We start from the raw sequence: 21,263 nt of genomic DNA on the forward strand, positions 1-21,263 counted from the left end.
AGGCGGCCACCCTGCAGGTGCGCGGCATCCTTTCGGAGATCCAGCGCGGCATCAACACCTCGGTGATGCTGACGGAGGAGGCGGTCAAGCGGGCGGCCACCGGCAAGGCGCGCTCCGACACGACCCAACGCACGATCGAGGAGATCACGGCGCGGGTCGAAGAAGCGACGCAGACCTTCCAGCAGATCATCGCCTCGACCAACCAGCAGCAGCTCGGCATCGAGCAGGTGATGGGCGCCCTGCAGAACATCCGCCAGGCGAGCCAGCAGACCGCCGCCGGCACCCGCGAGGTCGAGGCGGCCTCGGTCAACCTCACCGAGCTCGCAGGAGCCCTCATGGCCCTCGCCGAACGCTACCGGCATTAGGCGCCTTTCAGCGCCTATTCTGATGCACCAGGCCGAGGAGCCCCTGGTTGCTCGATCATCTCCAACAGGCCTTGGGCCTGCGCGATGAACAGGTCGACCTGCACCACCCCTTGAACGATCGCCACGATGAGATTGGCGTTCGCAACATCGATATGAGGTAGCCTACTCGTTTCCCGGCTACGCAGGTCGGAGAGCAACGCCGTCATTTCATCCCGCCGTAGCCGCAGGTCTGCGAGGATCACCTCAGCCCGCGCCGCCTGCAGGCTCGTAGCTTGCCCGCCGGCCAGGAGCGCTACGGCGGCGACATCGATCCGAGCGAGAGCTGATTGCTCAGCCCCCTGCCGGCGAAGTGGAATGATCTGTCGGCTCATAGTCCCACATCCGCCTATCGGGAGACTTGTAGCCCTGATGCCGGCATACAGCCTGCCAACGGCAATGAGATGTCATCTTGCAGGCGGCCGCAATCTAGCGCCTCAGCGACCTGCTAGAGCACCCAATCCGAGCGTGTCGAGGACGCGCTCACGATAGAGGGTATCATCCCCACTGAAGTTACCCTTTTCAAAGCGAACAATCACCGACGTATCGACGCTGGCGAGTTCGGCCAAGGCCTCGACGGAGTAGGCGCATCGCAGGCGGGCAGCGCGCACCTGCGATGCCAAGCCTTGGTGATAGTCCGAGGGTGGATCGTTCGAAATGCTCATAGGCCGACCTACGCAGGTCGGAAGCACTCGGTTTCATCACGGGCCTGTTAGATCGATCCCGACGGTTTTGACCGGGGCAGCCCTAGATCCGTCAAGCCAAGCCCCTGCGCCAAACCAATCGCAGCCTCAAGTGAGAGATTGTTGCTAGTGCCTTGTTCGATCGCCTCGATAACGCTCGGATCGGTCCCCAGGAGGCGTGCAGCGGTGATCAAATCCAAACATAGCTTGGCACGCGCCGGTCCCGCATGGTGGGCAAGGTTCTGAAGTAGGACCCGTTTTCGTTCCGCTGTTTGTTCCATGCACACGGCATGAGTTCCTCGTGAACGACGAATTGCCGCTCCCCGAGCATAGCTGTTTAGGCTCGATATCCGCCTACCTGTGGTTGCTCCTCTGCCATTCCTACAACGCAAGGAACCCCATAGATGCGATATAATCTGCATCGCGGAGGTTTCAGGCCACCGCGATCCGCGGACCGTGCTTGGGTACGTTCGAAGGGCGAAAGTCTTTAAGGATCATGGAGGGAGGGCGTTTTTGTGAAGCTTGTCGCCGTCAGGTTGCCCTGGAAGCAATTTTGGTTGCCTTTTCAACCTGAGATGATTTGTAAACCTGTAATCGGCTATATAGGGACGATTACAGAAATTTAGTCGTATGTAAGACGGCACATGATTGAAACTCGTGGAAGATTTCTTCTGGAAAATGGCAGTGAAGCAACGTGTGTTGCCATTATCTCAACGAGTGCAAGCGTCGAAGTAAGAAAGCGAAGCGAGCTATCAGCGATCCGCCCTGGCATGACAGCAACGTGCTATCTTGATGCAATCGGCGTGGTACCTGGGCGGATAAGCGTAGTAAGTCGCGCTGGTTTCACTATGCTCGTCGAAGCCACTGCTGAGCGCAGAGCAAGGATCGACGATCGACTTGCCTGGCTCCGTGCTCACGCCAACGACACGGGCGATCAGCGGAATGACCCTCGGATCGTACCCGCCCAGCGAGCTGTGAGCGTCACGTTATCAAACGGTCAGACCATCGGTGCAGAGATCGTTAATCTCTCGATGTCAGGTGCGGCCCTTGTGACGAACGAACGACCTGATCCTGGCTCAACTGTGACCATCGGGAAGCGGTTCGCCACTGTCATCCGACACACCGCCGACGGGATCGCTGTTCGTTTCAAGCTTCCATACAGCCCAACGACCTTCAATGAACGCGTGGTCCTGTAATGAGACGGCCAGAGATTGAGCGGCGCAGCGTGCCGCGCATGCGGGTTCTGAAGGCCGCCTAGATCATCTTTCCTAACGGGGCGTCGGTGATGGACTGCACTGTCCGAAACCTCTCGGAAGTGGGGGTGAAGCTTACCCTGCCGTCAGCAATCGGGGTGCCGGAGACGTTCGCGCTACTGCTTGAGACGGATGGCGTTTAACACGCCTGCAGGCTCATCCGCCGAGAGAGCGAGGCGATCGGGGTTCAATTCATTTCAACAACAATGAGTTTTTGACGCTAAACAGCCGTGCAACGAAAGGCATCAGTTCAGCTGCAAACTACCTCTTGGGCTTGTCGTCAAACCGCTGAGGTGGGCATCGAGCTGATCGCGGATTTCTCTGGCCATCGCCAGATCGAGGCGTAGACGGGCAGCCACAATGGGATCAGGCTGCACGCTTCCATCCATGAGCACGGCCATCCGGTCCGTAAACAGGTTGAGCGCGACCGTCTGCCCGTTCAGGACGATACTCACAGCACCTGTTATATGCCGAACAGGAACTGCATCCGGATCGGGGGTAGCATCAATAATCATCCCTTGAATTCCTATAAAACCGAAAGACCATAGGCGAGACGTCAAGCCCTACACTGCTCTGCTAACAAGTCGATGCACTTAGATAGCATCCGCAGAATTGAATATCTAAATTAATGAAAAGTAAAATTATAGCTCAGGTTGCGTGCTTTCTGTTCGCCCGGCGACATTGCTGCAATATGCAACTATCTTACATTGTGCCTGCCAGACAGAACAACTTAGGCGTGTGACATCCCGTGTAAACATGATGTCCGATTGGAGCAAATCAGGGCGTCCTATTCGTCGAACAAACACGGCAGGATAAACGTTTGTGTTGGCTTGCGACGCGCTTGAGTTGTCGCAGTTGGGGAAACATCCATGTTGATCAGGACACTCGCGCTCGCCGCATCATGCACCCTAGCCGTGTCTGGCGCCGCGCTCGCGCAGGCAACTGCCCCTTCTGGCACGACCGGGACTGGCATGGGGACCACCGGCACCGGTGGTTCGACCACCGGCCAGCCGAAGGAACTCGCTACCCCAGGTGGCGCGAATGCCGGTGGCGGTACGGGCTCCACGCCAATGACGGCCCCGGGAGCGAATGGGATGAGCACAGGGACCGGTGCGCCGGGTGCTGGCACTTCGGGCGCCACCACCCCGTCGACAGGCGCGGCCGGAGCACGCTGAGCGTCAGACAGATCAACGACATCGAGGAACGCCTATGCCCGACGAGGACAAGCCAAAGGCTGACGCCACGCACACCGCTGAGGTGAAGGGTCCTGCCCCAAAAATCGAGAGAAGCCACACGGAGGAGACCGTCGATCCGGCGGAACGCCTTCCGGAAGACCCCGAGGAGCAGAACGACCTGGCCTAGCCCCTACGACGGTTCGACCCTGCCCCGATCCGCTCACGGGACGGGGGAACCCCGGATCTCACCAGCGCGGCCGATACGCAACTTGGCCCGGATGTAGGATGGCAGCACTCGGTTAGAAGCACATCACCGCGACGGATGCCGCGGTGTGCCGGAACGGGGCGCTGAGCAGCCTCAGTGCATCTCTGCACCCTTTTCCCGGCCCTTGGACTTTCTGCCGGGGGTCTTGAACGGCTCGGATATCGCCCGTCCCGTGTCGGCAGCCTTAAGCCGCTGCCTTCCGACGCATCTGACCGAGGCCACGTGCTCGCGCTATCTCGGACCGTTGAGCAGAGTAGGCGGGCAGCACCATCGGGTAGTCTGCTGGGAGACCATACTTCGCACGATAGGCGTCCGGGGTGAGACCCCGGAGCATCAGGTGGCGCCTCATCGTCTTATAGGTCCTACCGTCCTCGAAGCTGATCATACCATTGGGCGTGACCGACTTGCGGATCTGTGCCGACGTCGGCTTCTCGGGACCAGCAGGCTCGGCCTTCGCCCCATTGCTAAGGCCAACCAGGGCAGCATGCACGTTGGTAAGCAGGGCAGGGAGTTCGCTGACCGGGACGTTGTTGTTCGAGACGTAGGCAGCAACGAGATCGGCCGTCAGATCAATCATATTGCTCGCTGGCACGTTCTCAGTCTCGTCCATAGCTAGCTCTCAATCGCATGCAACTTGCGGAAGCAGACATACTGCATATATCCCGCCAAAGTGGAAGATCGCGAACGGAAATTTATCCGGATTTTTGATCAATCTGCTCTTTTGGTCAGCCTTTCTGAACCATTGAACGCCTACGTTTCATTCATTCGATGGGCAAAGCAGCATGGACGAACCTGAATACCCCCGGCGATCTCCGCGCCGTAAGACAATGATCATCGGGGCGCTGCGCACGGATGATGGGGATGAAATCCCTTGCGTCGTGCGGGACGTCTCGAAGGAAGGAGCGAGGATCTCGGTGTCACAGAGAGAACCGCTATCAGACTGTGTTGAACTGAAGCTACAAGGTTCTCAGCGATCAGTGCGCATGCGGGTCATGTGGCGCAACGGTCCCTTGGCCGGCTTATCGATCCTCAATGTCAGTTAGCTCCAAAGATCAACGTATGACAAAGTTTCGATATTTTTTACTTGATGCTTTATTTTCGTTCACGTGCCGCAATCCTTAAAGGCAATCATGCCAGTCTACCGCTTAGAATGCATTTTACGCTTCGATGATGGGCGGTCTGGGCGAGCAGTGGATGGCCGTAACATTCAGGCAGACTCCCCTGCAGAAGCTATCGCGTTCGCCAAACTTTACAAATGCAACCACCCTGCCATGGCGCTGATGGCAGCATCGCTTTATAGCACGGGTCAAACCATAATTTGGTCATTCAGATCAGATTTATCTTCGAAGTCAGGATCACCACATACGAGAAATTAACCCAATCTATATCTTTCGTACCGCGCCATCTGCTCGTCCGCCGTCAGTTCCGGGCGAGTGATGCAAGGGACACCGTTATGGTGCCGCGACCTTCTCAAAGAAGCCACAGCGCCGGAGTGCCCTTGAGCATGGCGTCGTAGTCCGCGGCGATCTCTTTCAGCGTCCGGGTCGCGTAGTAGGCCGCCTGCTGCGGGGTGCGCTCGCACGGCCCTTCCAGGAGGGCTTCATACCGGAGCCTAGCGGCCTCGATCTCATCAGGCGTGTAGTGCCTGAGCATGGTCTCTCGGGTAGCTTCCAGGGCGGCCAGGCGCTTGCTGAGGATGGGCGGCGTCACAGGCTCACCCATTCAGTCGCGAGGATGATCGCCGGCTCTGCATCTACGAGGTAGGGGTACGCCTGAAACGCCTCGGGCATGTCCGCGATCAAGGATCGGATCGCCGTCTCGTTGCGGTCCATCCCAGCCACCGGGCCGCCGTTCCGCTGGCTTAGGAGCAGCGTGACCGCCTCGCGGTGCCGGCAGTTCCACTCAGTCAAGGCAGTCCCCTCGGCCTGCATCGCAGCCCGCATCTCTCTGACGTGCTCGTAACCGAGCGCCCGCGCCACGCCCTCAGCTATGGACTGCCTGGGCCCGAGGCCGCCTGCGTGGACAGCCAGGAGCAGCAGCAACAGTCGGATGCCAGGGTTCAATGGGTTGGCCATGGCAGGAGGCGGAACAGCTTGCCCTTCGAGCCGGGTCAGCCGCGTCATCAGGTTCGAGGTCATAGGTGCGCCTCCGCCGCTTCGTCCGGCACGCCGTAGGCGGTGAGGGCGCGGGCGAAGGTGCCGCTGTCGTCGGCCTCGGGCCAGTCAGGGTTCTGCGCCTTCGCTCCAGCCCACTCGTCCAGCGCCGCGATCGTCATCTCGGAACTGCGGCTCTGCGGATCAGGGCAGGCGTCCGCCCCGTACCGCTGGCACAGGGCAGCGTCCGCCCGCTTGATCCGCTGGCCCCACTCCTCGGAGTTCGCTTCAGCCTGGGCCTCCATGTCGTCGTGATCGGCATACCCGAGCGCCCGAGCGAAGCCGTCGCTGTAGGAGTCCTCCAGATGCGGCGCGGCCAACCACCGCGGCCGAGGATAGCCGCCGAGCGCAATGGCGACGGCCCGCAGCCAGACCTGCGTCAACTCACGGGATGCCGGTCCCTGGCCGCCGCGCCCTGCCTGTCCGGCTTCCAGGCGGTTCAGACGCTCGATCAGCTTCGGGGTCATTGCACGCTCCTCGGCCGGTCCAACTGGAAGGTGAAGGCAGCGCAGGTCTTAGGCCACTGGCCGGCTGGCCCAGCCTGCGCACGCGCCTCTTCCGTCAGGATGGCGGGAGACAGATCCCGCGGCGGCTCGCCCTTGACCATGCGGTACGCCCCGACGTTCATCACGAAGGCGTCGTCGCCGTCGTGGATGGTGTGGCCGCGGGCTTTTAGGAAGGCGACGATGTCGCTGACCGGCGTCCCAGGCGGAGCCTCAACCTGAAAGACGAGGTGCTTGCCGGTCGCTATCGGCGCGCAGCCTGCTTCCAGGCGTGTCAGCCTATCTATCGTACGCAGCGTCATCGACGCCCTCCTTTGCTGCCTGCTGTCTCTTCCAAGGCAGCAAGACGCCCGGCGAAGTCGACGGCTTCGATGGCCTTCACGTGCGCATCGACGAGCTTGGACAGTTCGGCGGCCTCGCTTGGAGTGATCTCGCCGTCGGCGACACCCTGCATCAGAGCCTTGGTCGCCTTGGTGAGGTCGGCTGCCGTCTCTATCTCAGGAAGAGTGAAGGTGATCGGCCGGTCCTTCCGAACCGGCATCAGCCGATCCATGCACATTCGCAGCGCGACCGTGTCGCCGCCCAGGGCCATCTCTATTGCCCGACGGGTCAATGCCTCGCTCTCGCCATCCAAGATGGCTTGCAGGGCCAGGGTCGAACGGTTGCGGGCGCCCCTTGGGCGGCCGCTGGGATTACCGCTCCGGCCTTGCTCGAATGGCCGACCGTCACCCGGCATAGGCATCTCCTAGGCGCGAGGATGGCTGTAAAAAGCAGCGGCGAAACAGCCAAGCCCTCATCTCAACTGCTCCGGCGTAAGGTCCTTCAGCGGTAGGTCGGTCGGCCGCCCATCCTCGGTACCAACGACGACGCGAATGATGTTCAACGCCTTCGCATCGAGGTGATGCCCCCGCTCGCGGAGGAACGCTGCTGCATCACCTGCACCTAAGCCATGCGGGCCTTGGACCAGGAAGCGGCGCACCACACTTGGCGGCTTCACGATGATTGCGGTTTCAAGACGCCCGAGACGGGTCAGGAGATTTTGCATGTCAGATCCTATCGAGAACTGGTATAACAATAGATAGGATCAAACTACAGGGGTGGCGGACCGTTGGGTGCGGACGGTGCTCAGGTCATCGGAGCGGTTACGACATGATCGTCCGGTGTCTGGCCTTACAGCGGAGGCTTCATAGGCTAGCCTCAGCACACGACAGTCTGGGCGAGAAACATGTACCCTGCTGTCGGCCGCGGCGATGATGGCAATGGCGCGCTTCGCCGGAGGCTGCCTACATCGTTGGCACCTTACCGGAGCGCGGACTATGAGCAGCGGACACGTCTACACCTTCGCCGAAATCGACGGCACGCGGCTCGCAGCAACGGCGGATCGGGATGGGGCGAACCTACCAGGCGGTCCGAGCGGTTGGCGTCGGCTCGCCAAGATGGATGCCAACGAGATGGACACGATGTCGGGGATCGTCGGCTTAGGAAACGCGGCCGAGATCCTGACCGATATCCGAGAAAGAGGTCTGTTCCTGACGGCGGCGAAGGATGCCGATTGGGTGACGCCAGCGTTCACCGAGGCTGATTGACGGGTAAGGTTTGGGTCGCGGCCATCATTGTGACAGCGGGGTCCGATGCCGTCGGCATGTCGAGGAACGCCACTTTCAATCCGGCGGCGAGACCATGAAGGGCTGCGGCAGCGGCCTGCTGGCGAACCTCTCGGGCGTCGTCGCGGATCTCGATGGTGACGGCGGCCGTCATGGCGGCCTGCCGGGCGGCCTGAATGCCGGCGACGAAGGCGGCTTGCTCTCGGGGCATCATGGCTGTCTGCGCTCCACTACTGCACGGACCTTGGCGAAAGTTTCCGGGCCGATGGTCATGCAGCGCTTCCAGGCGTTGCTTCAATCTCAGCAATCTCAAGCGCGTGCAGCACCGCGCCTGCGACCACGTCGGCGCCAGTACGGCCTTCGGTGGAATTCGGGAACACGGCGAGGTCCTCAATGCCGGTCGGGCCGGGTGCGATCACGCTAACGTGCAGCGAAGGGGCGGTGTCTGGGCCGGCCTCGGTGCGCAGCACGACGTCGAGGCCGGCGGCGGTGCCGTAGATCCAGACCGTATGCAGGGTCTCACGCTTGGCTTGGGGGAGGCCAACGACGTTACGCATGTCCGTGCACCCTCTTAATGTCGGTTTGCCGGGCAAGGTTGGCGTCCTTGCCCGCTCTAGGCCCCTTGCGGCGAAAGGCAGTGTGGACGACCGTGCGTCCATGCGCTCGACGATGCTTCCGCTTGTGCTCGCCCCCATGATCTTCCTGGCGCTCATCCAAGCTGGGGGAGCCGAGGGGGAGGTGGACATCGACGCAGCCGCTCGCGAGGCGCTGTTCAACAAGGCCGAGGCCACGGAGGTCTCGGAGCGCCTGCATGCCGATCCGCGCAAGGCACGGGTCATCGCGTCCTGCCCCGCCGATGTGTTCGAGCGAGAGCGCCCGGTCTGGCGTGGCCTTGCAGTTCCGCAGCGGCCCTCGGAGCGAACCTGCGCCCTCCACCCAGCCGACTGCTACGGCTTGTGCGTTCGCTGGGCGAACGGGCCAGCCTGCTTCGACCTCGCCCAAGCCTACGAGCACCACTCGCTCGATGTCCCCGATGCGTTCGACGGCCAGCGCTTTCACGCGCTCGCCTGCGCGATGGGCTACTCCGCCGGCTGTACGAACCGCGCCGCCGGCATCCGCAACGGGCACTACCACGACGATACCTTCCGCGGCGCCCCGGTTGCGGACAAGCAGTCCTGTGAGTACCGCAGCTTCCTCCTCGACTGCGATCGGCGCGGAGCATGGGGCTGCGCCATGCTGGGACAGTCCTACCGCACCGGCGAGGGGGTGGCAGCCCAGCCACAGCGGGCGCGGGCGGCGTTCGAAATGTCGTGCGAAATCAATCCGAAATTCGCAGCCTGCGCCTTCGCGAAGCGGCAACTGGAGATGATGGACCCTCCGCCCTCGGCCGAGGACGCCGGGTCGGACGCCAACTGATCGGAGCGTGGACGTGACGAGTCGAATTTTGGATGATGCGGATCTGCCACCGCTGGTCACGACAGTGATAAGGCCGTGGGTGATAGCCATCGAGACCGGCACGCTCGGAATGCGAGAGGTGGTCACCTTGGCAGCTACCAGCACCGCGAAGAGCTTGAAGCGCCGTGTCGTGGTCCTTCCACCCGTCGACATGGCGATCGACGCAGCGCTGAAGGCGTCCGTCGGCTTTGCGGAAGCGCTCGACAAGCGAGAGGCTAGAGTGGCCGAACCCCGTGCGGCAGCGCTGGCGGCCTTGGTGGCGGTGATCGAGCAGCTGCGAACGGTCGAGCCGAGCGAGGATACGCGGGCCTTGGGACTTGGATGGTAGGCGAAGGTTTCGAACATCATCGCATCACCTTCGCCGCGATGAAGCAGACTGCACCAGCTGCTGCGAACAGGATGGCTTTGAGGGCCAGGGGGTGGGAGATATCACTTCCATTGAACCGTCTCATGTAGGCAGCCTGCGCACGGACGGCGGCAACGGTCAGGAGTAGAAGGCCAGTGGTCATGGGGCCTTTACCTTTGGAGCCAATGCGGGTGCCGACGTCGGTGGCAACTCAGCGAGATAGGCGTCGAGGTCGGATCGCTTAGTAGGGGCGGGGCGGCCCTTCATGCCCTGTCCTTGTTTAGGATGTCGAAGAGTGCTGCCAATTCCTCGTCAGCAACATCCCAAGTTGCATCGCTTGGAAACGCGTAGGAGACGGACGCGTCGTCCGACCGGCGGATGATCCGCCAAGCCGCGAAGCCGGCTCGTGGCGGCACCTCCCATCCTGCAATTTCGGCAGGCGTCGCTCGACGATGGCGATACTTCCGGCCCAGATTGGCCTTGAACCACTGACGATCGAGGTCGGTCGCTGGCATCGGCGGTTCCTCGTTATTGGAAATCAGTTCGGTGAGGATCATCGGCAAACCTTCCGGACCGCAAAGCCGGTACCGTCGAGCAGGGCCAGGATCTCGTTGGCCTTGGCTGCGGTGAGGCTCAAGGAATGAGGGGCAGCCTAAGGGACGAATGCCGTGGCTGAACGGATCGCTTGGCAGTGGGTCAGCATCGGTTCAGCGACTGAGGTGCAGCCTTCGAACTCGCCGGCTGGTTGAGAGCGATGCCGGGCGCTAACGAGGTTCAGGTCATGACGCGCATGAAGGTGCTGGGAATAGCCGCTTTGATAGCCGCAGGGCTTGGTTCGGTGACCTCGGCGAATGCCGCTCCCTTCTTGTCCGGCCAGATCCGTAGTGATGCGGTGATTGAGCTCGTGGCTGGCGGATGTGGCCCCGGCTTTCATCCAAATCCGTGGGGACGCTGCCGGCCGAACGACCGCGGATACGGCTACGGTGGTGGTCCTCGTGGGTACTATGAGGGGCAGCCAGCATACGGCTACGGCGGCGGGTATGGTCGTCGCGGTGGCGACTACGAGTACGGCGGTCCGCGCAGGTTCTACGGCGGCTATTAAGGCCATCAGGGCTGGCGGTCTTTCGGCTGCCAGTCCACAAAACTGCAATTGAAGGCAGCATGCTGGCGCAGGGTCATGGCCGCGGCATTTTGACGTCGCCAACGGTCTGAGGGGAAAAGCCCGCCCGGTGAGTGATCTCGCGATCGGTGATGCTGTAACCGAACAGGGCCAGCACGTCGCGGTGCTTGTCGGCGTTGGTTCGATGCGGGTGTCCAGATTGGACGTCGGCTCGACTGTCGTCATACCTGCTGCGTGGGCGAGCACATCAATAGGGCCAGCAGCGGCAGCCTTCTGCCCGGGCTGTCAGTACGGCCGTGAAGCGCGCGGACCTTGGCGAAGGTTTCGAGGTCAGCGGGCATCAGCCTACCCTCCGAAACTGCGCAGCGCGATCCGCCCCGTTTCCGTGGACGATCCCGATTTCGGCGAGGACTTGGGCCGGAACCTTCGTCCGCGGGTCGTCAGGCGGCTCTGTCCGCTGCTGCCAGGGCCAGTGGCCCCCTCTGGCTTTCCAGGCCTTCACCCGTTCGCGCCAGACGTCGGTCGAGATCTCGGCCGTTGGCGCTGCCTCAACGGCCTTCGCAGCGTAGTCTCGCCAGCGCTGCTGGTGCAGCCAACTGTCGGCGGTCTTCACAAACTCGGTACCAGCCTTGCCGATGCGCTCTTGCTCGGCAGCGTAGGCCTTCGTGCCAGCAATGATCTCGGTAGGCGTCGCGCCTCGTCGTCGAACCTCCAGCCAGCGCTTCCGGGCTAGGGTCGTTGGGAAGACCGAGCTACGCTTCGGGTAGGCTGCCTTGAACTCGGCGAAGCCTTCCGGGTCCTCGTCCCCAGTGGGGACTATAGGGGTAGATTTAGCTTTAGCTTTAGCTGCTTTCGTTTTGCTTTCCGTTTCCTCCTCAATCGCAGAACCTAATGCCCCCTCTTGATCGTGTAATTTCAATGGCTTAGGCCGTCCACCTTTCCTCCCGGCGGCACGCTTCCGCTCGACTTTTTCGCTGACGAATTGATGCTCCCGAGCGACCTGTTGGTTGCTCCAATTGCCATTTTCCAGGACCCAATTGGCCAGCACGATTGGCTTCAGAACAGCCCATCGCTTCGGGGTGGTCCCAAGCATCCGGGCGAACCGAGCGTCATCGTCGGGCAAGCAGCAGCCAGGCGAGCGCCAAGCGAAGATCTGCAGGCGGAAGTAGGCGCCAGCCTCCTCGTTCGTCATGTGGGCGGTGTCGGCGATATGCCGATCTACGCCCACCGGCATGGTGGGAAGCGAGCTCATCGGGCGGCCTCCGCCAGCACGTTGCAAGCGACATCGCAGAAGCAGGTGACCCGGATCGTCGGACCGGAGCGCTGCTTCAGGATCTCGATTTCAAGCTCGTTCTGGCAATCCGAGAGGCGGATGTCCTCCTCGTCCGTCCGGCCGACCTTGTGCTCCAGGTAGTAGGACTCCCGGAACAGTCCGAGCACCACGTCGGCATCCTGCTCAATCGAGCCGCTATCCCGCAGGTCGGAGAGCAATGGGCGCTTGTCGGGGCGTTTTTCCACTTCGCGGTTGAGCTGACACAACCCGATGACGGGGATGCCTAGCTCCTTCGCCAGTCCCTTCAGCCCGGACGAGATCTCGGTCATTTCCTGAACCCGGTTACCCGAGTAGCGCTTGGACGGCCGGATCAGCCCGATGTGGTCGACGACGATGGCAGCCAGCGGCTTGCCCTGTCGTTCGGCCTGCAGCCGCATCTGTCGGGCTCGGGCGGCGATCTGAGCTAGCGTCAGCCCGGCCTGTGGCTCGATCCAGACCGGAATACCGGCACAGGTGCGCTGCGCTTCGATCAGCCGCTCCATCGCCTCGTTCGAGAGGCAAGTCGCGTCGGCGATGGCGCGATACGAGATCACCTCCCGAACCCGCGGATCGTAGGCGACCGCGGCCATGACGCGCTCACTGAGTTCGTCCCCGTCCATTTCCAGGGAAAAGAACCCAACGGGGCCGGAGTGCCGAGCTGCCGAGATCGCAACGTGCAGACCGACCGTCGTCTTGCCCATGGCCGGGCGCCCGGCGAGGATGACGAGCTGTCCCGGACGCATCCCAAGTGTCGCGGCATCAAGCCTTGGTATGCCGTAGGGCACGCCACGAGGGGCGGTCCCCTGCCTGATCTGATTAGCTCGGGCGAGGACGTTGGCGGCGCTGGCACCGAGCGAGACCCGCCGGGCGTGCTCGGCGAGGGCGGCGCTCGCCACCGCGTCCAGCGCCTCGATCATGCTGCCGGCGGTCTCGGCCGGGTCATGCACGGTGCTGCCCGTCATTGCTGCGATGCCAATCTGCGCCGTCTCAAACACGGTCCGCATCCGTGCGGCCTGCGCGATCAGGCGGGCGTAGCTCGGGGCGTTGCTGACGGTGGTGGCGCCGTGCATCAAGTTGACGAGGTACTGCCCGACCGAGACCCCGCCGAGGTCCGCATCACCCAGGACCGCCTTCATCAGCCCCAGGTCGATCGCCTCGCCGGCATCGCGACGGACGACCATCGCGGCAAAGATCTGCTGATGGACCAGGTCCGAGAAATCGTCCGGCTGGACGAAATCCCGAGCCCGGTCGATCGCATCGTTGTAGTGGAGGATGGCGCCGAGCAGCCCTTGTTCGGACTCCATGGCGTTCGGCGGGACAGCGTCGAGCGAAGCGGTGAGCGCGTTCATCGCGACACCTCTCGCTCGGCAGCCTGCAAGGCTTCGATCAGCTTCGGCAAGCGGTCCAAGGCGAGGCAGAACCCCGCCTTGGTCGGGAAGGGCGCGCCCTGCTTCGGCTTCGACAGATCGTAGAGCCGGAGATCGACGAGGCGGCACCCCGCGTGGGTCACGAGACCGACGCGGAGTTCCTGAAAGTTGTTCTTCCGGACGGTGGCGATCGTGCGAGGAGTACCGGTCATGGGCGGCACCGCCAGTCATCGCGGGAGGGGAAGGCCAGTTCTGCGAGGGCTCCGGCCGTGGCAGGCGGGAGACCGAAGCGTCGAGCGATGAATAAGTCTTGCCGAAGGGGACGAACCGCCGTATCTCTCTGATCGCAAGCCGCCACAGCTGCATTCGAGAGCCCTGCGTTCGCCCCGCGCGTCGCGGGGTTTCTCATGTCTTGTTCCTGCTGTTGAGCGCTGGCCGGATGGCTCGGCGCGGTGATCCAGCGGGACGCGCCCGCCGGAATAGCGGCGCTCAGGCGGCGATTGGCGCTGGCAGACCAAGCATTTCGCGGAGCTTCGCGGTTGGGACGCGGAACTGTCCTGCCACCTTGAGGGCAGGCAACGAGCCGTCTCGAACCGCCTTATAAGCAGTGTTCCGCCCTACCCCCAGAACGCGTCCAGCCAGCACGACATCCACAGTCGGCTCCGTCAGCACCTGCATGATGTCGTCGGACATCTCTCACCTCCCATCCGTCAACAAGTGCGGTGATAACACCGCGCAAATTTATATGGACAGATCCGGCAGGGGTTGGCAAGTGGTTTTTGCGGTGCTAGCACAGCACAAGTTAAGATGCTTGGAGATAGGCGATGACGGACGACGCCGCGGCAAAACGATCCAAGGGGCGCCCCCGTATCTATCCCGGTACCGAGAAGCGGCCGACGCTGACGTTTCGAGTGCGCGGGGGCCTGCATGAGCAATTGAAGGAGGCCGCAGAAAAAAACGAGAGATCTCTTAGCGAGGAGATAGAGGGGCGCGTCGCAATGTCCTTCGAGCCCAGCCGCGATGTAGAGCATCGCGAAGACGAATATGAGAGATTACTGGACTATCTTGGCGGCAAGGACCGTATATGGTTCCTGTTTATTATAAGTAATAGCTTCGGAGCAGCTTTGGATGAAATAGACCCTGGTCGACAGAATGATATTGACTGGACAAAATCATCGAAAAAAATCGATCGATTGATAGATTTTATGCAGAGCAAGATGCAAGAAATAGTAACACTTGCCGCCTCGCAAGACGGCCGATTAGCCAAGTCAATAGCTCGGGTCTATCAGGGGACAAGGGCTCATAGAGCTATGCGTCAGAAGCAGGTTGCAACGGAAAACAACTAGGTACTTTATGCCAATTCAACAGTCTTTGGTATATCTTGGTATTTAATCCCTCGCATGGTATATCGAATAAGCGCAAGACGTTAGCTCCCATGGGTGATATGCTGCGACCTTGTTGAATTGGATCGCAGATGTCAGTCCAGTATCCCTCGCATCTCTACATTCGTGTAGACCGGTCTCTCCGGTTGGCGATCGCGGCTGCGGCCGGCACCGCAGGCGAAACCGTTTCGCATCACGCACGCGATCTGCTTCGCTCCGCCTTGCGCGCTCGATGCCCAGGGCCTACCGGCGCCCCTCGTCTTCTGAACGAGCGTCCGCGCCAGGGCGCTCCGCTGACAGCAAGCCGCCCCACCTCCCGCCGTCACATGGAAGGTTGAGATCGGCCATGGACCCACGCACACGCTACACCGACGAGCTAGAGATTTACGAAAGCCTTGCGGATCAGGTCCGGTCGTCGGTTATGACAGCGATGCCGGTTCGGGTGATCAAGGATGCGGACGGGCACACCGTCTCGATCCAGCCAACAATGAAGGCAGTTTTCCGAAAGGAAGACGGGTCGTTGCAGCAGGTGGATTACCCGCCGATCACCGATGCGCCGATCCAGTTCTCGGGCGGCGGCGGCGTGACCTCAACGCACCCAGTCAAGCAGGACGACGAGGGCATCGCCCTGTTCATGGCCCGCTCGATGGATGCCTGGCACCAGCAGGGCGGCACACAGGCCCAGATCGACGCCCGCGTGGCCGACCTCTCGGATGCCGTCTACATCCCCGGCATCCGCTCCACGCCACGCAAGCTCCCGAAGTTCAATCCCGACGCACACGAGATGCGATCGGACGACGGGAAGCACGTCGTGTCCCTGCACCCTCAGAAGGGGGTGACGGTCTCGGTGGACGACGGGAAGCATACCCTCGCATTCGACAAGGACACCGGCATCAGCATGAAGTCTGGCATGGCGATCGCCATGGAGTCGGCCAAGGGCTTCGCGCTCAAGGGCGACTTGAACGTCAAGGGCAAGGTGAGCCCAAGCGGCGGGCTGTTCGGCAGCGTGTTCCAGGGCATGGCCGGCGGCGCCATGGTGCTGCTCGTCGCACTGCTCGCATCCCAGGTCCGGGCCATCCCTGAGCCGGTCCAGCGCGCGGCCTACACCCTCACTGCCCTCGTATCGAGGTGATGGAGCGATGGGGCAGCAATACCTTCGGCAGGTCTCTGTTTCGATCGACGGCGGCTTCAGCTTTACCAGCGACGGCGACAACGGCCCGCGCGTCCGGTTCGACACGCATCAGTTCGTGTCGTCCACCCCGGCTCACGCAAACATCTACGTCTCGAACCTGTCGAAGGACAGCTATGCGAAGCTTGCGAGGGAAAATCTGAAAGTGGTTCTCTCGGCGGGATACCGCGACGGCGGAACCTCCGTCATCTTCAGCGGTGAGATCCGGCAGGCTCGAAACTTTCGCGAGGACATCACCGACGTGGTGACGCATATCGTTGCGACTAGTTCGGGGAATGCACGCAACTTCGCGACGCTGAATAAGACCCTTGCCGCCGGGCACACGCACGACGACCGTGTGCAGATGGCTCTCAGTGCCTTCAAGCCATTCGGGGTCACGGCTGGGCATATCGACAAGCTCGGCGGCCCGAAGTTTCCGCGCGGGTTCCTTGCGTGCGGCATGGCCCACCAGATGCTCCGCGATGTCTGCCAGGCACGCGAGGCGCAGTGGTTCAACGTGAACGGCCGCTTCCATGTCCTGAAGGCTGCAAACACTCTCCCCGGCAGCACGATCGTCCTGAATAGCTCCTCCGGCCTCATAGGGATGCCAGAACAAACGATCGGCGGCGTCAACTTCCAATGTCTACTCAATCCGCTCATCGTCCCCGGCTGCAAGGTCAAAATTGACGAGAGCAGCGTTGTTCGCGCGGCATTCGATCCATTGGTGGCCGGTCAAGGCAACAACGCCCTACTTCAGTCTGGCAACCTTATGGGCGTCCAGGCTGATGGCCTCTATAAGGTGCTGAAATCCGAGCATAGCGGCGACACGCGGGGCAATCAGTATTTCACGATCGGCGTAGGCGTCGGCCTAAACGCCGACTCCCGCGAACTTCGCTCCATCGGCATCAGTGACGACTTCAACAACGACGCTCCCGCGGCGGGAGGTTGAGATGGGTGAAGTGGTCCCGCTCTGCCTCCGTCCGATAGCCGTGGAGACGGTGCCTGACGTGCCGCGCACCTACGTCGAGATAGCGCACATGTGGACCGTGGGCGCCGTTCGCATCGTCGTTGCGACTTGCCCCGGTGAAGAACGCTCAGGCCCCTTCACGGTGGTCCTAAGGGCCGCGGGCGTGCCGGATAGATCCGTGCTGTCGATGACGGCCGAGCCCCAGCACGAGGCCGAGTTGATGGATTGCCTCGACGCCTACTGCCACGCGATGGCGCAGACGCTGAACTACGCGTCGTCCTATCCCGCGACCCTGGTGCCGCCGTCCTCTGATCCGCCGGAAGGGGCCGCTTGATGCCGGTCGAGCGCGGCAAGGATCTCACGAAGGAGCTAGAGCGCACCTTGCGCGACCTCGCCTCGATGGAGGTGGTGATCGGTATCCCAGCCGAGGCCGGCGCACATGCCGATAGCGGGCTCACGAACGCAGCGCTCGGATACATCCACGAGTACGGCGCCCCGGAGGCCAACATCCCGGCTCGCCCGTTCCTGTTTCCCGGCATCGAGCGCATTCAAGACAAGATCACCGACGAGCTAGCGAAGGGGGCCTCCCGCGCGGTCGAGGCTACGGTTTCGAGCGGCAACCGGACGGCGGGCAAGGCCGAAGGGGCGAAAGCCCTACAGCGTGTCGGCCTGCTCGCGCAGAGCAGCGTCCGCGGCGTCATCACGGACGGGATCGCGCCGCCGCTCGCCGAACGCACCGTCTACGCTCGACTGCATCGAAAGAAAAACAGGCGCTCGCCTGGACCGATGATCCCGCTCATGGACAGCGGAAAGCTACGCGAGTCCATAACGTACATTGTTCAAAAGAAGGAGGACTAGCCATGTCCAACGAGGTTCTAAAAGCTTTTATTGTCTCGCTTGGCTTCAAAGTCGATGAAGCCGGCGCGAAGAAGCAGCAAGAGGCCATTGGCAAGACCGAGCGCGCCGTCGCAGGCTTGGAGAAGACCGAACGTGATGCGCACGCGGCCGGCGCCAGGCGGGCGACAGAGTTGGCGCAGCGGGCCGAGAGCATGGCGACCGCCGCCCGTATAGCGGGGGCTGGCATCGTTGCGTTCGCGGCGGGTGCGGCGCTTGCGCTGAAGGGGCTGGCGGATGGCCTGTCCAAATCGCTCGGCGAGTTCGATAAGCTCTACTACGTCGCCGGCCGCACCGGCGCCTCGGTCAACAGCATCAAGGCGCTGGGCTACGCGTTCGAGCAGACAGGCAGTTCGGCCACCCGCGCGATCGGCGTGTTGGAGAGCTTCGCGCGAGCCCGTCGAACGAACCCCGGCACGAACGCGCTGCTGAAGAACTACGGCGTGGACACCAAGGGTGACGCGTCCACCGTGCTCGGCAACGCGATCGACGCCATCTCGGCCAAGCACCCATATTTTGCGGGCTCTCAGGTCGCCGGCATCCTCGGCATCTCGGAGGAGGACTTCGAGCACTTCACCCGCTACCGGAAGGAGATCCGGCAGTTCGAGGCCGAGAACAAAGCCTTGCGCAAATCGCTGGGGCTCAACGACGATGAAACCGCGTCCGCAGCGAACCGTCTGGCCCGCGCTTTTGGGTCATTCTCCGCGGTTATGGACGCGCTCAGCGACAAGCTCACGGCTGTCATGGCCCCAGTGCTGGAACGCGTCGTCAAGGCGTTTCGGGATTGGGTCGCGGCCAACCCCGAGAAGGTCGAAGTGATCATGCGCGGGATCGCGGCGGCGGCCGAAGCGATGGGAAAAGCCCTGCAGGGTGTGTTGGAGTGGATCGGCAACGACGAGAACCAGCGCCACGCGACCGAGCTATTCGAGGCTATTGCGAAGACGGTGCGCGACACAGCGCACGAGGTCCGGCTTCTGATCGATGCCCTCAACCGGCTCGGCAAGTTCCTCAACCCCGGCAGGGGCGATCCAGTCGGCAAGGCTGTCACGGGTCTGCTGGGCTCGCTTGGCCTCGGGGGAGGCGGTGGCGGCCTAGGCGTTGGCGCGATTGGCGGCGCGAGCTACCTCGGGCAGGAGCCGGCCAACGATGCCGCGAAGCCGAGCCTCATGCGCCGCGGCTGGAATGCCGTGAAGCGCGGGCTTGGCGTCGAAAGCGCCGGCAACAACTCGGATCGACGACCGCTCGGTCCAGTTCCCCAAGGACTGCTCGACAATATCGCTCGAGCCGAAGGCACCTACCGCACGGGATACAACACCTCGCTTGCGCATGGCCGGTTCCTGCCTGACGGCAAGGAGCATGACCTAACGAGCAAAAGCCTCAACGAGATCATCACTCTCGGCAACCACATGCGCCGGCAACCGGGCAACCCTAACTCATCGGCGCTAGGACGGTATCAGATCGTTGGGACCACACTTCGGGCAGCCGCAAAGGCGCTCGGGATGGATATGGAGACGACGAAGTTCAACGAAGCAACTCAGGATCAGATGGCACACTGGATTGCGCGGAAGCAGGGTCTCGGAGCTTGGGAGGGGTTCAAAGGCCATCCTGCCGAGCGAGCTGCTGCCGCAGCGGCACTCGCACGCCGGGACGATAGCGGCGGCACTCGCGCTCCGCTGCAAATCGTTATGCCGAAGCCGGCCGAAGGCTCTTTCGCCCGCAAAGGCTTCAACCCCAGCAGCTTCGACGTGAACGCCTACCTTCGATCGGCCCCTATGGGCACGTCCTCGACCACGAACAATCAGTCGAGCATGAACGTGAACTCGCCGACCAACGTGACGATCAACGGTGTGACGGACCCGCAGAAGGCGGCCGAGCATTTCGAGCGTGCCGCGAACCGGAGCAACGATCTGATGGTGCGCAACGTCCAGGCAGCGGCGCGCTAGCAGCCTGCTCGACAGCGGACCGTAGACACCTTCGGCGGATCATCCTCGCCGAAGGTGCGAACCTCGATAAGCCGTCCGCTTTTGCGCCAAAGCATGTCGCACGCGGCGGCGCCAGTCCCGCGGCACGTCTCAGCTTCGGGATAAGCCGCGCATCGTTCCTCAAAGCCCGGCGCGCACGATTTGATAGGTGAAGGGGCCGGCTCCCAGCCCAAAGCTATCAGGCTCGCGCGGGCCGTCCCATAATCCGTTTGCTTCGGGAACGTCGGAAGCCGCTCGGCCGCCACCGCGGGCACGACGAGCAAGGCGAGGGCGACGAGGGCAGCGCGCATCCGGGCAATGTATGCACCGGGGTGCGCTTGTCGAGATGATGGCCCGTCGCTACAGCGCGCCATGGACAAGCTCGACGCCCTCCTAGACCGCCTCAAGGCCCATCAGCGGGCGATGATCCTGGCAGCAGCCGAACACGATACATTGCCGGCCACGAGCGTCCTGAGGCAGATTGCAGAGCTTGAGAACGCTATCGCGGCAGTGGAGGCGGTGGCTGATGAGGAGCGAGATCCACGCCGGCGGTAGGCCCGGTGGTGGTGCGGTTCTGACGCGGAAGGCTTCATTGTACGCAGTTGCGAAGGTGTCGTTCCAGCTCCGCACTCAAGGCGACATACTCTCTGAGAGCCGCCACAAGCTTGATCCGAGCCGCGTCCACCGGCTTTGAAGCATCACGGACGGCCGTCGACCCTCCGCTCATCATTTCCACCAAATTGAGTTCGCCGAACGCCTCCTGGCTTTCGACGCTCGCGCGACGTAGCTCATCGAGGCTGGTAAGGTAGGTTCGGCACTCCGCAGGGCTCATTTCCGCATGGCCGGCCGTGGTCGTCGCAATGAGCATCATGACGGCAAGGGCGGTGCGCATCAGGGGAAAATAACCGCCGGGGTGGCGGTGTCGAGATGGCTCGCCCATCAGCCGTAGCATGCCCTACTCAACCGCATTCGGGTGCAGCGATGGGGTTCCGCAGTAGATCTTCGGCAGCAGCGGGCAGCCATCGTGCTTGCGATGATGAGCGAACCGCCGCGTTTCAGTCCAGGTGAACGTGCCGGGCATCGTGAGGCGTCCATGGCATGCCGGGCAACGCTTCTCTGCGGCGACGAACCGGGTCGAGGCCTCAACGAGGCTCACGACGAGCCAATGCCCGTCGGCCTTCACTTCGCACTGGTTCGGATAGGGCTCAACCATGCCTCGCTCTGGCATGCAAAAGCGTTTTTCGCCAGGGCATC

Annotated in this window: 31 protein-coding genes; 12 read left to right on the top strand and 19 right to left on the bottom strand. The window is 62.4% G+C overall.

Translation table 11 applies throughout. The features are described 5' to 3' along the window. Positions 1–365: methyl-accepting chemotaxis protein (locus tag FV230_RS08280; RefSeq protein WP_246694795.1), on the top strand; the 365-nt coding region annotated here is incomplete at its 5' end. Positions 366–379: 14 nt separating this feature from the next. Here the strand turns inward: FV230_RS08280 and FV230_RS08285 are convergent. The 3 genes from FV230_RS08285 to FV230_RS08305 all read right to left on the bottom strand — a co-directional run bounded on the left by FV230_RS08285 (position 380) and on the right by FV230_RS08305 (position 2,852). Further along, positions 380–736 carry a hypothetical protein gene (locus FV230_RS08285; protein ID WP_147842007.1) on the bottom strand — a complete coding sequence of 119 codons (357 nt, stop codon included), beginning with the start codon at positions 734–736 and terminating at the stop codon, positions 380–382. Between the two features lie 102 nt (positions 737–838). Further along, positions 839–1,066 (bottom strand): hypothetical protein, encoded by a 228-nt coding sequence (locus FV230_RS08290; protein ID WP_147842008.1) that lies wholly within the window; start codon positions 1,064–1,066, stop codon positions 839–841. Positions 1,067–2,582: 1,516 nt separating this feature from the next. After that, entirely contained in the window at positions 2,583–2,852 is a 270-nt protein-coding gene (locus tag FV230_RS08305; RefSeq protein ID WP_147842010.1) for a hypothetical protein, read from the bottom strand. A gap of 694 nt (positions 2,853–3,546) precedes the next feature. Between FV230_RS08305 and FV230_RS29485 the strand changes: the two genes are divergently transcribed. Continuing rightward, positions 3,547–3,699 (top strand): hypothetical protein, encoded by a 153-nt coding sequence (locus FV230_RS29485; protein ID WP_187275439.1) that lies wholly within the window; start codon positions 3,547–3,549, stop codon positions 3,697–3,699. A gap of 262 nt (positions 3,700–3,961) precedes the next feature. Here the strand turns inward: FV230_RS29485 and FV230_RS08310 are convergent, their stop codons facing one another. The 7 genes from FV230_RS08310 to FV230_RS08345 form a co-directional block, all read right to left on the bottom strand. Further along, the gene (locus FV230_RS08310) at positions 3,962–4,387 is read right to left on the bottom strand and encodes a MucR family transcriptional regulator (protein WP_147842011.1); all 426 of its coding nucleotides are present in this window, start codon (positions 4,385–4,387) and stop codon (positions 3,962–3,964) included. 860 nt (positions 4,388–5,247) lie between these two features. Next, positions 5,248–5,430 (bottom strand): hypothetical protein, encoded by a 183-nt coding sequence (locus FV230_RS08320; protein WP_147842013.1) that lies wholly within the window; start codon positions 5,428–5,430, stop codon positions 5,248–5,250. A 53-nt stretch (positions 5,431–5,483) separates the two neighbouring features. Then, positions 5,484–5,915 (bottom strand): hypothetical protein, encoded by a 432-nt coding sequence (locus tag FV230_RS08325; protein ID WP_147842014.1) that lies wholly within the window; start codon positions 5,913–5,915, stop codon positions 5,484–5,486. Beyond that, entirely contained in the window at positions 5,912–6,397 is a 486-nt protein-coding gene (locus FV230_RS08330) for a hypothetical protein (RefSeq protein ID WP_147842015.1), read from the bottom strand. Before FV230_RS08330 ends, FV230_RS08325 begins: the two co-directional genes overlap by 4 nt. Further along, complete coding sequence (locus tag FV230_RS08335) at positions 6,394–6,735, bottom strand: hypothetical protein (protein WP_147842016.1); 342 nt, start codon at positions 6,733–6,735, stop codon at positions 6,394–6,396. Before FV230_RS08335 ends, FV230_RS08330 begins: the two co-directional genes overlap by 4 nt. After that, a complete protein-coding gene (locus tag FV230_RS08340) occupies positions 6,732–7,169 on the bottom strand; it encodes a DUF5681 domain-containing protein (protein ID WP_147842017.1) in 438 nt (145 codons plus the stop codon). Before FV230_RS08340 ends, FV230_RS08335 begins: the two co-directional genes overlap by 4 nt. Before the next feature lie 57 nt (positions 7,170–7,226). Further along, positions 7,227–7,478 carry a hypothetical protein gene (locus FV230_RS08345; RefSeq protein WP_147842018.1) on the bottom strand — a complete coding sequence of 84 codons (252 nt, stop codon included), beginning with the start codon at positions 7,476–7,478 and terminating at the stop codon, positions 7,227–7,229. 271 nt (positions 7,479–7,749) lie between these two features. Here FV230_RS08345 and FV230_RS08350 point away from each other — a divergent pair, with 271 nt between their 5' ends. Further along, positions 7,750–8,019: a hypothetical protein gene (locus tag FV230_RS08350; RefSeq protein ID WP_147842019.1), complete on the top strand. Its 270-nt coding sequence runs from the start codon at positions 7,750–7,752 to the stop codon at positions 8,017–8,019. Here the strand turns inward: FV230_RS08350 and FV230_RS08355 are convergent. Both FV230_RS08355 and FV230_RS08360 read right to left on the bottom strand, forming a co-directional pair. Then, complete coding sequence (locus FV230_RS08355) at positions 8,003–8,251, bottom strand: hypothetical protein (protein WP_147842020.1); 249 nt, start codon at positions 8,249–8,251, stop codon at positions 8,003–8,005. The genes FV230_RS08350 and FV230_RS08355 overlap by 17 nt on opposite strands. A 55-nt stretch (positions 8,252–8,306) precedes the next feature. Next, positions 8,307–8,594, bottom strand: coding sequence for a hypothetical protein (locus FV230_RS08360; protein ID WP_147725432.1), 288 nt, complete (start codon positions 8,592–8,594; stop codon positions 8,307–8,309). A gap of 100 nt (positions 8,595–8,694) precedes the next feature. Between FV230_RS08360 and FV230_RS08365 the strand changes: the two genes are divergently transcribed. Together FV230_RS08365 and FV230_RS08370 are read left to right on the top strand one after the other, a co-directional pair. Further along, positions 8,695–9,453 (top strand): hypothetical protein, encoded by a 759-nt coding sequence (locus FV230_RS08365; RefSeq protein ID WP_147842021.1) that lies wholly within the window; start codon positions 8,695–8,697, stop codon positions 9,451–9,453. Between the two features lie 7 nt (positions 9,454–9,460). Continuing rightward, on the top strand, positions 9,461–9,820 hold the full coding sequence (locus FV230_RS08370) for a hypothetical protein (RefSeq protein ID WP_147842022.1): 360 nt from the start codon (positions 9,461–9,463) through the stop codon (positions 9,818–9,820). A gap of 281 nt (positions 9,821–10,101) precedes the next feature. Here FV230_RS08370 and FV230_RS08375 read toward each other — a convergent pair whose 3' ends face one another. The 5 genes from FV230_RS08375 to FV230_RS08395 all read right to left on the bottom strand — a co-directional run bounded on the left by FV230_RS08375 (position 10,102) and on the right by FV230_RS08395 (position 14,330). Next, positions 10,102–10,395 (bottom strand): hypothetical protein, encoded by a 294-nt coding sequence (locus FV230_RS08375; RefSeq protein WP_246694796.1) that lies wholly within the window; start codon positions 10,393–10,395, stop codon positions 10,102–10,104. A gap of 903 nt (positions 10,396–11,298) precedes the next feature. After that, complete coding sequence (locus FV230_RS08385; protein WP_147842024.1) at positions 11,299–12,210, bottom strand: DUF1376 domain-containing protein; 912 nt, start codon at positions 12,208–12,210, stop codon at positions 11,299–11,301. Further along, positions 12,207–13,619 carry a DnaB-like helicase C-terminal domain-containing protein gene (locus FV230_RS08390; protein ID WP_187275440.1) on the bottom strand — a complete coding sequence of 471 codons (1,413 nt, stop codon included), beginning with the start codon at positions 13,617–13,619 and terminating at the stop codon, positions 12,207–12,209. The genes FV230_RS08385 and FV230_RS08390 overlap by 4 nt, the downstream gene beginning before the upstream one ends. Beyond that, entirely contained in the window at positions 13,616–13,849 is a 234-nt protein-coding gene (locus FV230_RS29490; RefSeq protein ID WP_187275441.1) for a hypothetical protein, read from the bottom strand. Before FV230_RS29490 ends, FV230_RS08390 begins: the two co-directional genes overlap by 4 nt. 277 nt (positions 13,850–14,126) lie before the next feature. Next, positions 14,127–14,330, bottom strand: a complete 204-nt coding sequence (locus FV230_RS08395; RefSeq protein ID WP_147842026.1) for a helix-turn-helix domain-containing protein — start codon at positions 14,328–14,330, stop codon at positions 14,127–14,129. A 131-nt stretch (positions 14,331–14,461) separates the two neighbouring features. Between FV230_RS08395 and FV230_RS08400 the strand changes: the two genes are divergently transcribed. The 7 genes from FV230_RS08400 (at position 14,462) to FV230_RS08425 (ending at position 20,564) form a co-directional block, all read left to right on the top strand. After that, complete coding sequence (locus FV230_RS08400) at positions 14,462–14,983, top strand: Arc family DNA-binding protein (RefSeq protein ID WP_147842027.1); 522 nt, start codon at positions 14,462–14,464, stop codon at positions 14,981–14,983. Between the two features lie 382 nt (positions 14,984–15,365). After that, positions 15,366–16,151, top strand: coding sequence for a Gp138 family membrane-puncturing spike protein (locus tag FV230_RS08405; RefSeq protein ID WP_147842028.1), 786 nt, complete (start codon positions 15,366–15,368; stop codon positions 16,149–16,151). Between the two features lie 7 nt (positions 16,152–16,158). Beyond that, complete coding sequence (locus FV230_RS08410; RefSeq protein WP_147842029.1) at positions 16,159–17,136, top strand: hypothetical protein; 978 nt, start codon at positions 16,159–16,161, stop codon at positions 17,134–17,136. Between the two features lie 196 nt (positions 17,137–17,332). After that, a complete protein-coding gene (locus FV230_RS29495) occupies positions 17,333–17,488 on the top strand; it encodes a hypothetical protein (RefSeq protein ID WP_187275442.1) in 156 nt (51 codons plus the stop codon). Further along, complete coding sequence (locus FV230_RS08415) at positions 17,488–18,012, top strand: hypothetical protein (RefSeq protein ID WP_147842030.1); 525 nt, start codon at positions 17,488–17,490, stop codon at positions 18,010–18,012. The genes FV230_RS29495 and FV230_RS08415 overlap by 1 nt, the downstream gene beginning before the upstream one ends. A gap of 2 nt (positions 18,013–18,014) precedes the next feature. Continuing rightward, positions 18,015–19,991, top strand: coding sequence for a glycoside hydrolase family 104 protein (locus FV230_RS08420; protein ID WP_147842031.1), 1,977 nt, complete (start codon positions 18,015–18,017; stop codon positions 19,989–19,991). Between the two features lie 390 nt (positions 19,992–20,381). Continuing rightward, positions 20,382–20,564 (top strand): hypothetical protein, encoded by a 183-nt coding sequence (locus tag FV230_RS08425; protein WP_147842032.1) that lies wholly within the window; start codon positions 20,382–20,384, stop codon positions 20,562–20,564. Between the two features lie 34 nt (positions 20,565–20,598). Here FV230_RS08425 and FV230_RS08430 read toward each other — a convergent pair whose 3' ends face one another. Both FV230_RS08430 and FV230_RS08435 read right to left on the bottom strand, forming a co-directional pair. Next, positions 20,599–20,961: a hypothetical protein gene (locus tag FV230_RS08430; protein WP_147725448.1), complete on the bottom strand. Its 363-nt coding sequence runs from the start codon at positions 20,959–20,961 to the stop codon at positions 20,599–20,601. 3 nt (positions 20,962–20,964) lie between these two features. Further along, a complete protein-coding gene (locus FV230_RS08435) occupies positions 20,965–21,222 on the bottom strand; it encodes a hypothetical protein (RefSeq protein WP_147842033.1) in 258 nt (85 codons plus the stop codon). Between the last annotated feature and the right edge of the window lie 41 nt (positions 21,223–21,263).

Source organism: Methylobacterium sp. WL6 (assembly GCF_008040095.1).
In the GTDB taxonomy this organism is placed as follows: Bacteria; Pseudomonadota; Alphaproteobacteria; order Rhizobiales; family Beijerinckiaceae; genus Methylobacterium.

Coding starts and splice junctions, on each gene's coding strand:
- FV230_RS08330 (WP_147842015.1), bottom strand. CDS start 6,397: ATGACCCCGAAGCTGATCGAGCGTCTGAACCGCCTGGAAGCCGGACAG.
- FV230_RS08435 (WP_147842033.1), bottom strand. CDS start 21,222: ATGGTTGAGCCCTATCCGAACCAGTGCGAAGTGAAGGCCGACGGGCAT.
- FV230_RS29485 (WP_187275439.1), top strand. CDS start 3,547: ATGCCCGACGAGGACAAGCCAAAGGCTGACGCCACGCACACCGCTGAG.
- FV230_RS08320 (WP_147842013.1), bottom strand. CDS start 5,430: ATGCTCAGGCACTACACGCCTGATGAGATCGAGGCCGCTAGGCTCCGG.
- FV230_RS08425 (WP_147842032.1), top strand. CDS start 20,382: ATGGACAAGCTCGACGCCCTCCTAGACCGCCTCAAGGCCCATCAGCGG.
- FV230_RS08365 (WP_147842021.1), top strand. CDS start 8,695: ATGCGCTCGACGATGCTTCCGCTTGTGCTCGCCCCCATGATCTTCCTG.
- FV230_RS08395 (WP_147842026.1), bottom strand. CDS start 14,330: ATGTCCGACGACATCATGCAGGTGCTGACGGAGCCGACTGTGGATGTC.
- FV230_RS08420 (WP_147842031.1), top strand. CDS start 18,015: ATGTCCAACGAGGTTCTAAAAGCTTTTATTGTCTCGCTTGGCTTCAAA.
- FV230_RS08400 (WP_147842027.1), top strand. CDS start 14,462: ATGACGGACGACGCCGCGGCAAAACGATCCAAGGGGCGCCCCCGTATC.
- FV230_RS08410 (WP_147842029.1), top strand. CDS start 16,159: ATGGGGCAGCAATACCTTCGGCAGGTCTCTGTTTCGATCGACGGCGGC.
- FV230_RS08405 (WP_147842028.1), top strand. CDS start 15,366: ATGGACCCACGCACACGCTACACCGACGAGCTAGAGATTTACGAAAGC.
- FV230_RS08335 (WP_147842016.1), bottom strand. CDS start 6,735: ATGACGCTGCGTACGATAGATAGGCTGACACGCCTGGAAGCAGGCTGC.
- FV230_RS08350 (WP_147842019.1), top strand. CDS start 7,750: ATGAGCAGCGGACACGTCTACACCTTCGCCGAAATCGACGGCACGCGG.
- FV230_RS08375 (WP_246694796.1), bottom strand. CDS start 10,395: ATGATCCTCACCGAACTGATTTCCAATAACGAGGAACCGCCGATGCCA.
- FV230_RS08310 (WP_147842011.1), bottom strand. CDS start 4,387: ATGGACGAGACTGAGAACGTGCCAGCGAGCAATATGATTGATCTGACG.
- FV230_RS29490 (WP_187275441.1), bottom strand. CDS start 13,849: ATGACCGGTACTCCTCGCACGATCGCCACCGTCCGGAAGAACAACTTT.
- FV230_RS08355 (WP_147842020.1), bottom strand. CDS start 8,251: ATGATGCCCCGAGAGCAAGCCGCCTTCGTCGCCGGCATTCAGGCCGCC.
- FV230_RS08385 (WP_147842024.1), bottom strand. CDS start 12,210: ATGAGCTCGCTTCCCACCATGCCGGTGGGCGTAGATCGGCATATCGCC.
- FV230_RS08415 (WP_147842030.1), top strand. CDS start 17,488: ATGCCGGTCGAGCGCGGCAAGGATCTCACGAAGGAGCTAGAGCGCACC.
- FV230_RS08345 (WP_147842018.1), bottom strand. CDS start 7,478: ATGCAAAATCTCCTGACCCGTCTCGGGCGTCTTGAAACCGCAATCATC.
- FV230_RS08305 (WP_147842010.1), bottom strand. CDS start 2,852: ATGATTATTGATGCTACCCCCGATCCGGATGCAGTTCCTGTTCGGCAT.
- FV230_RS08325 (WP_147842014.1), bottom strand. CDS start 5,915: ATGACCTCGAACCTGATGACGCGGCTGACCCGGCTCGAAGGGCAAGCT.
- FV230_RS08430 (WP_147725448.1), bottom strand. CDS start 20,961: ATGCTACGGCTGATGGGCGAGCCATCTCGACACCGCCACCCCGGCGGT.
- FV230_RS08340 (WP_147842017.1), bottom strand. CDS start 7,169: ATGCCGGGTGACGGTCGGCCATTCGAGCAAGGCCGGAGCGGTAATCCC.
- FV230_RS08360 (WP_147725432.1), bottom strand. CDS start 8,594: ATGCGTAACGTCGTTGGCCTCCCCCAAGCCAAGCGTGAGACCCTGCAT.
- FV230_RS08290 (WP_147842008.1), bottom strand. CDS start 1,066: ATGAGCATTTCGAACGATCCACCCTCGGACTATCACCAAGGCTTGGCA.
- FV230_RS08390 (WP_187275440.1), bottom strand. CDS start 13,619: ATGAACGCGCTCACCGCTTCGCTCGACGCTGTCCCGCCGAACGCCATG.
- FV230_RS08285 (WP_147842007.1), bottom strand. CDS start 736: ATGAGCCGACAGATCATTCCACTTCGCCGGCAGGGGGCTGAGCAATCA.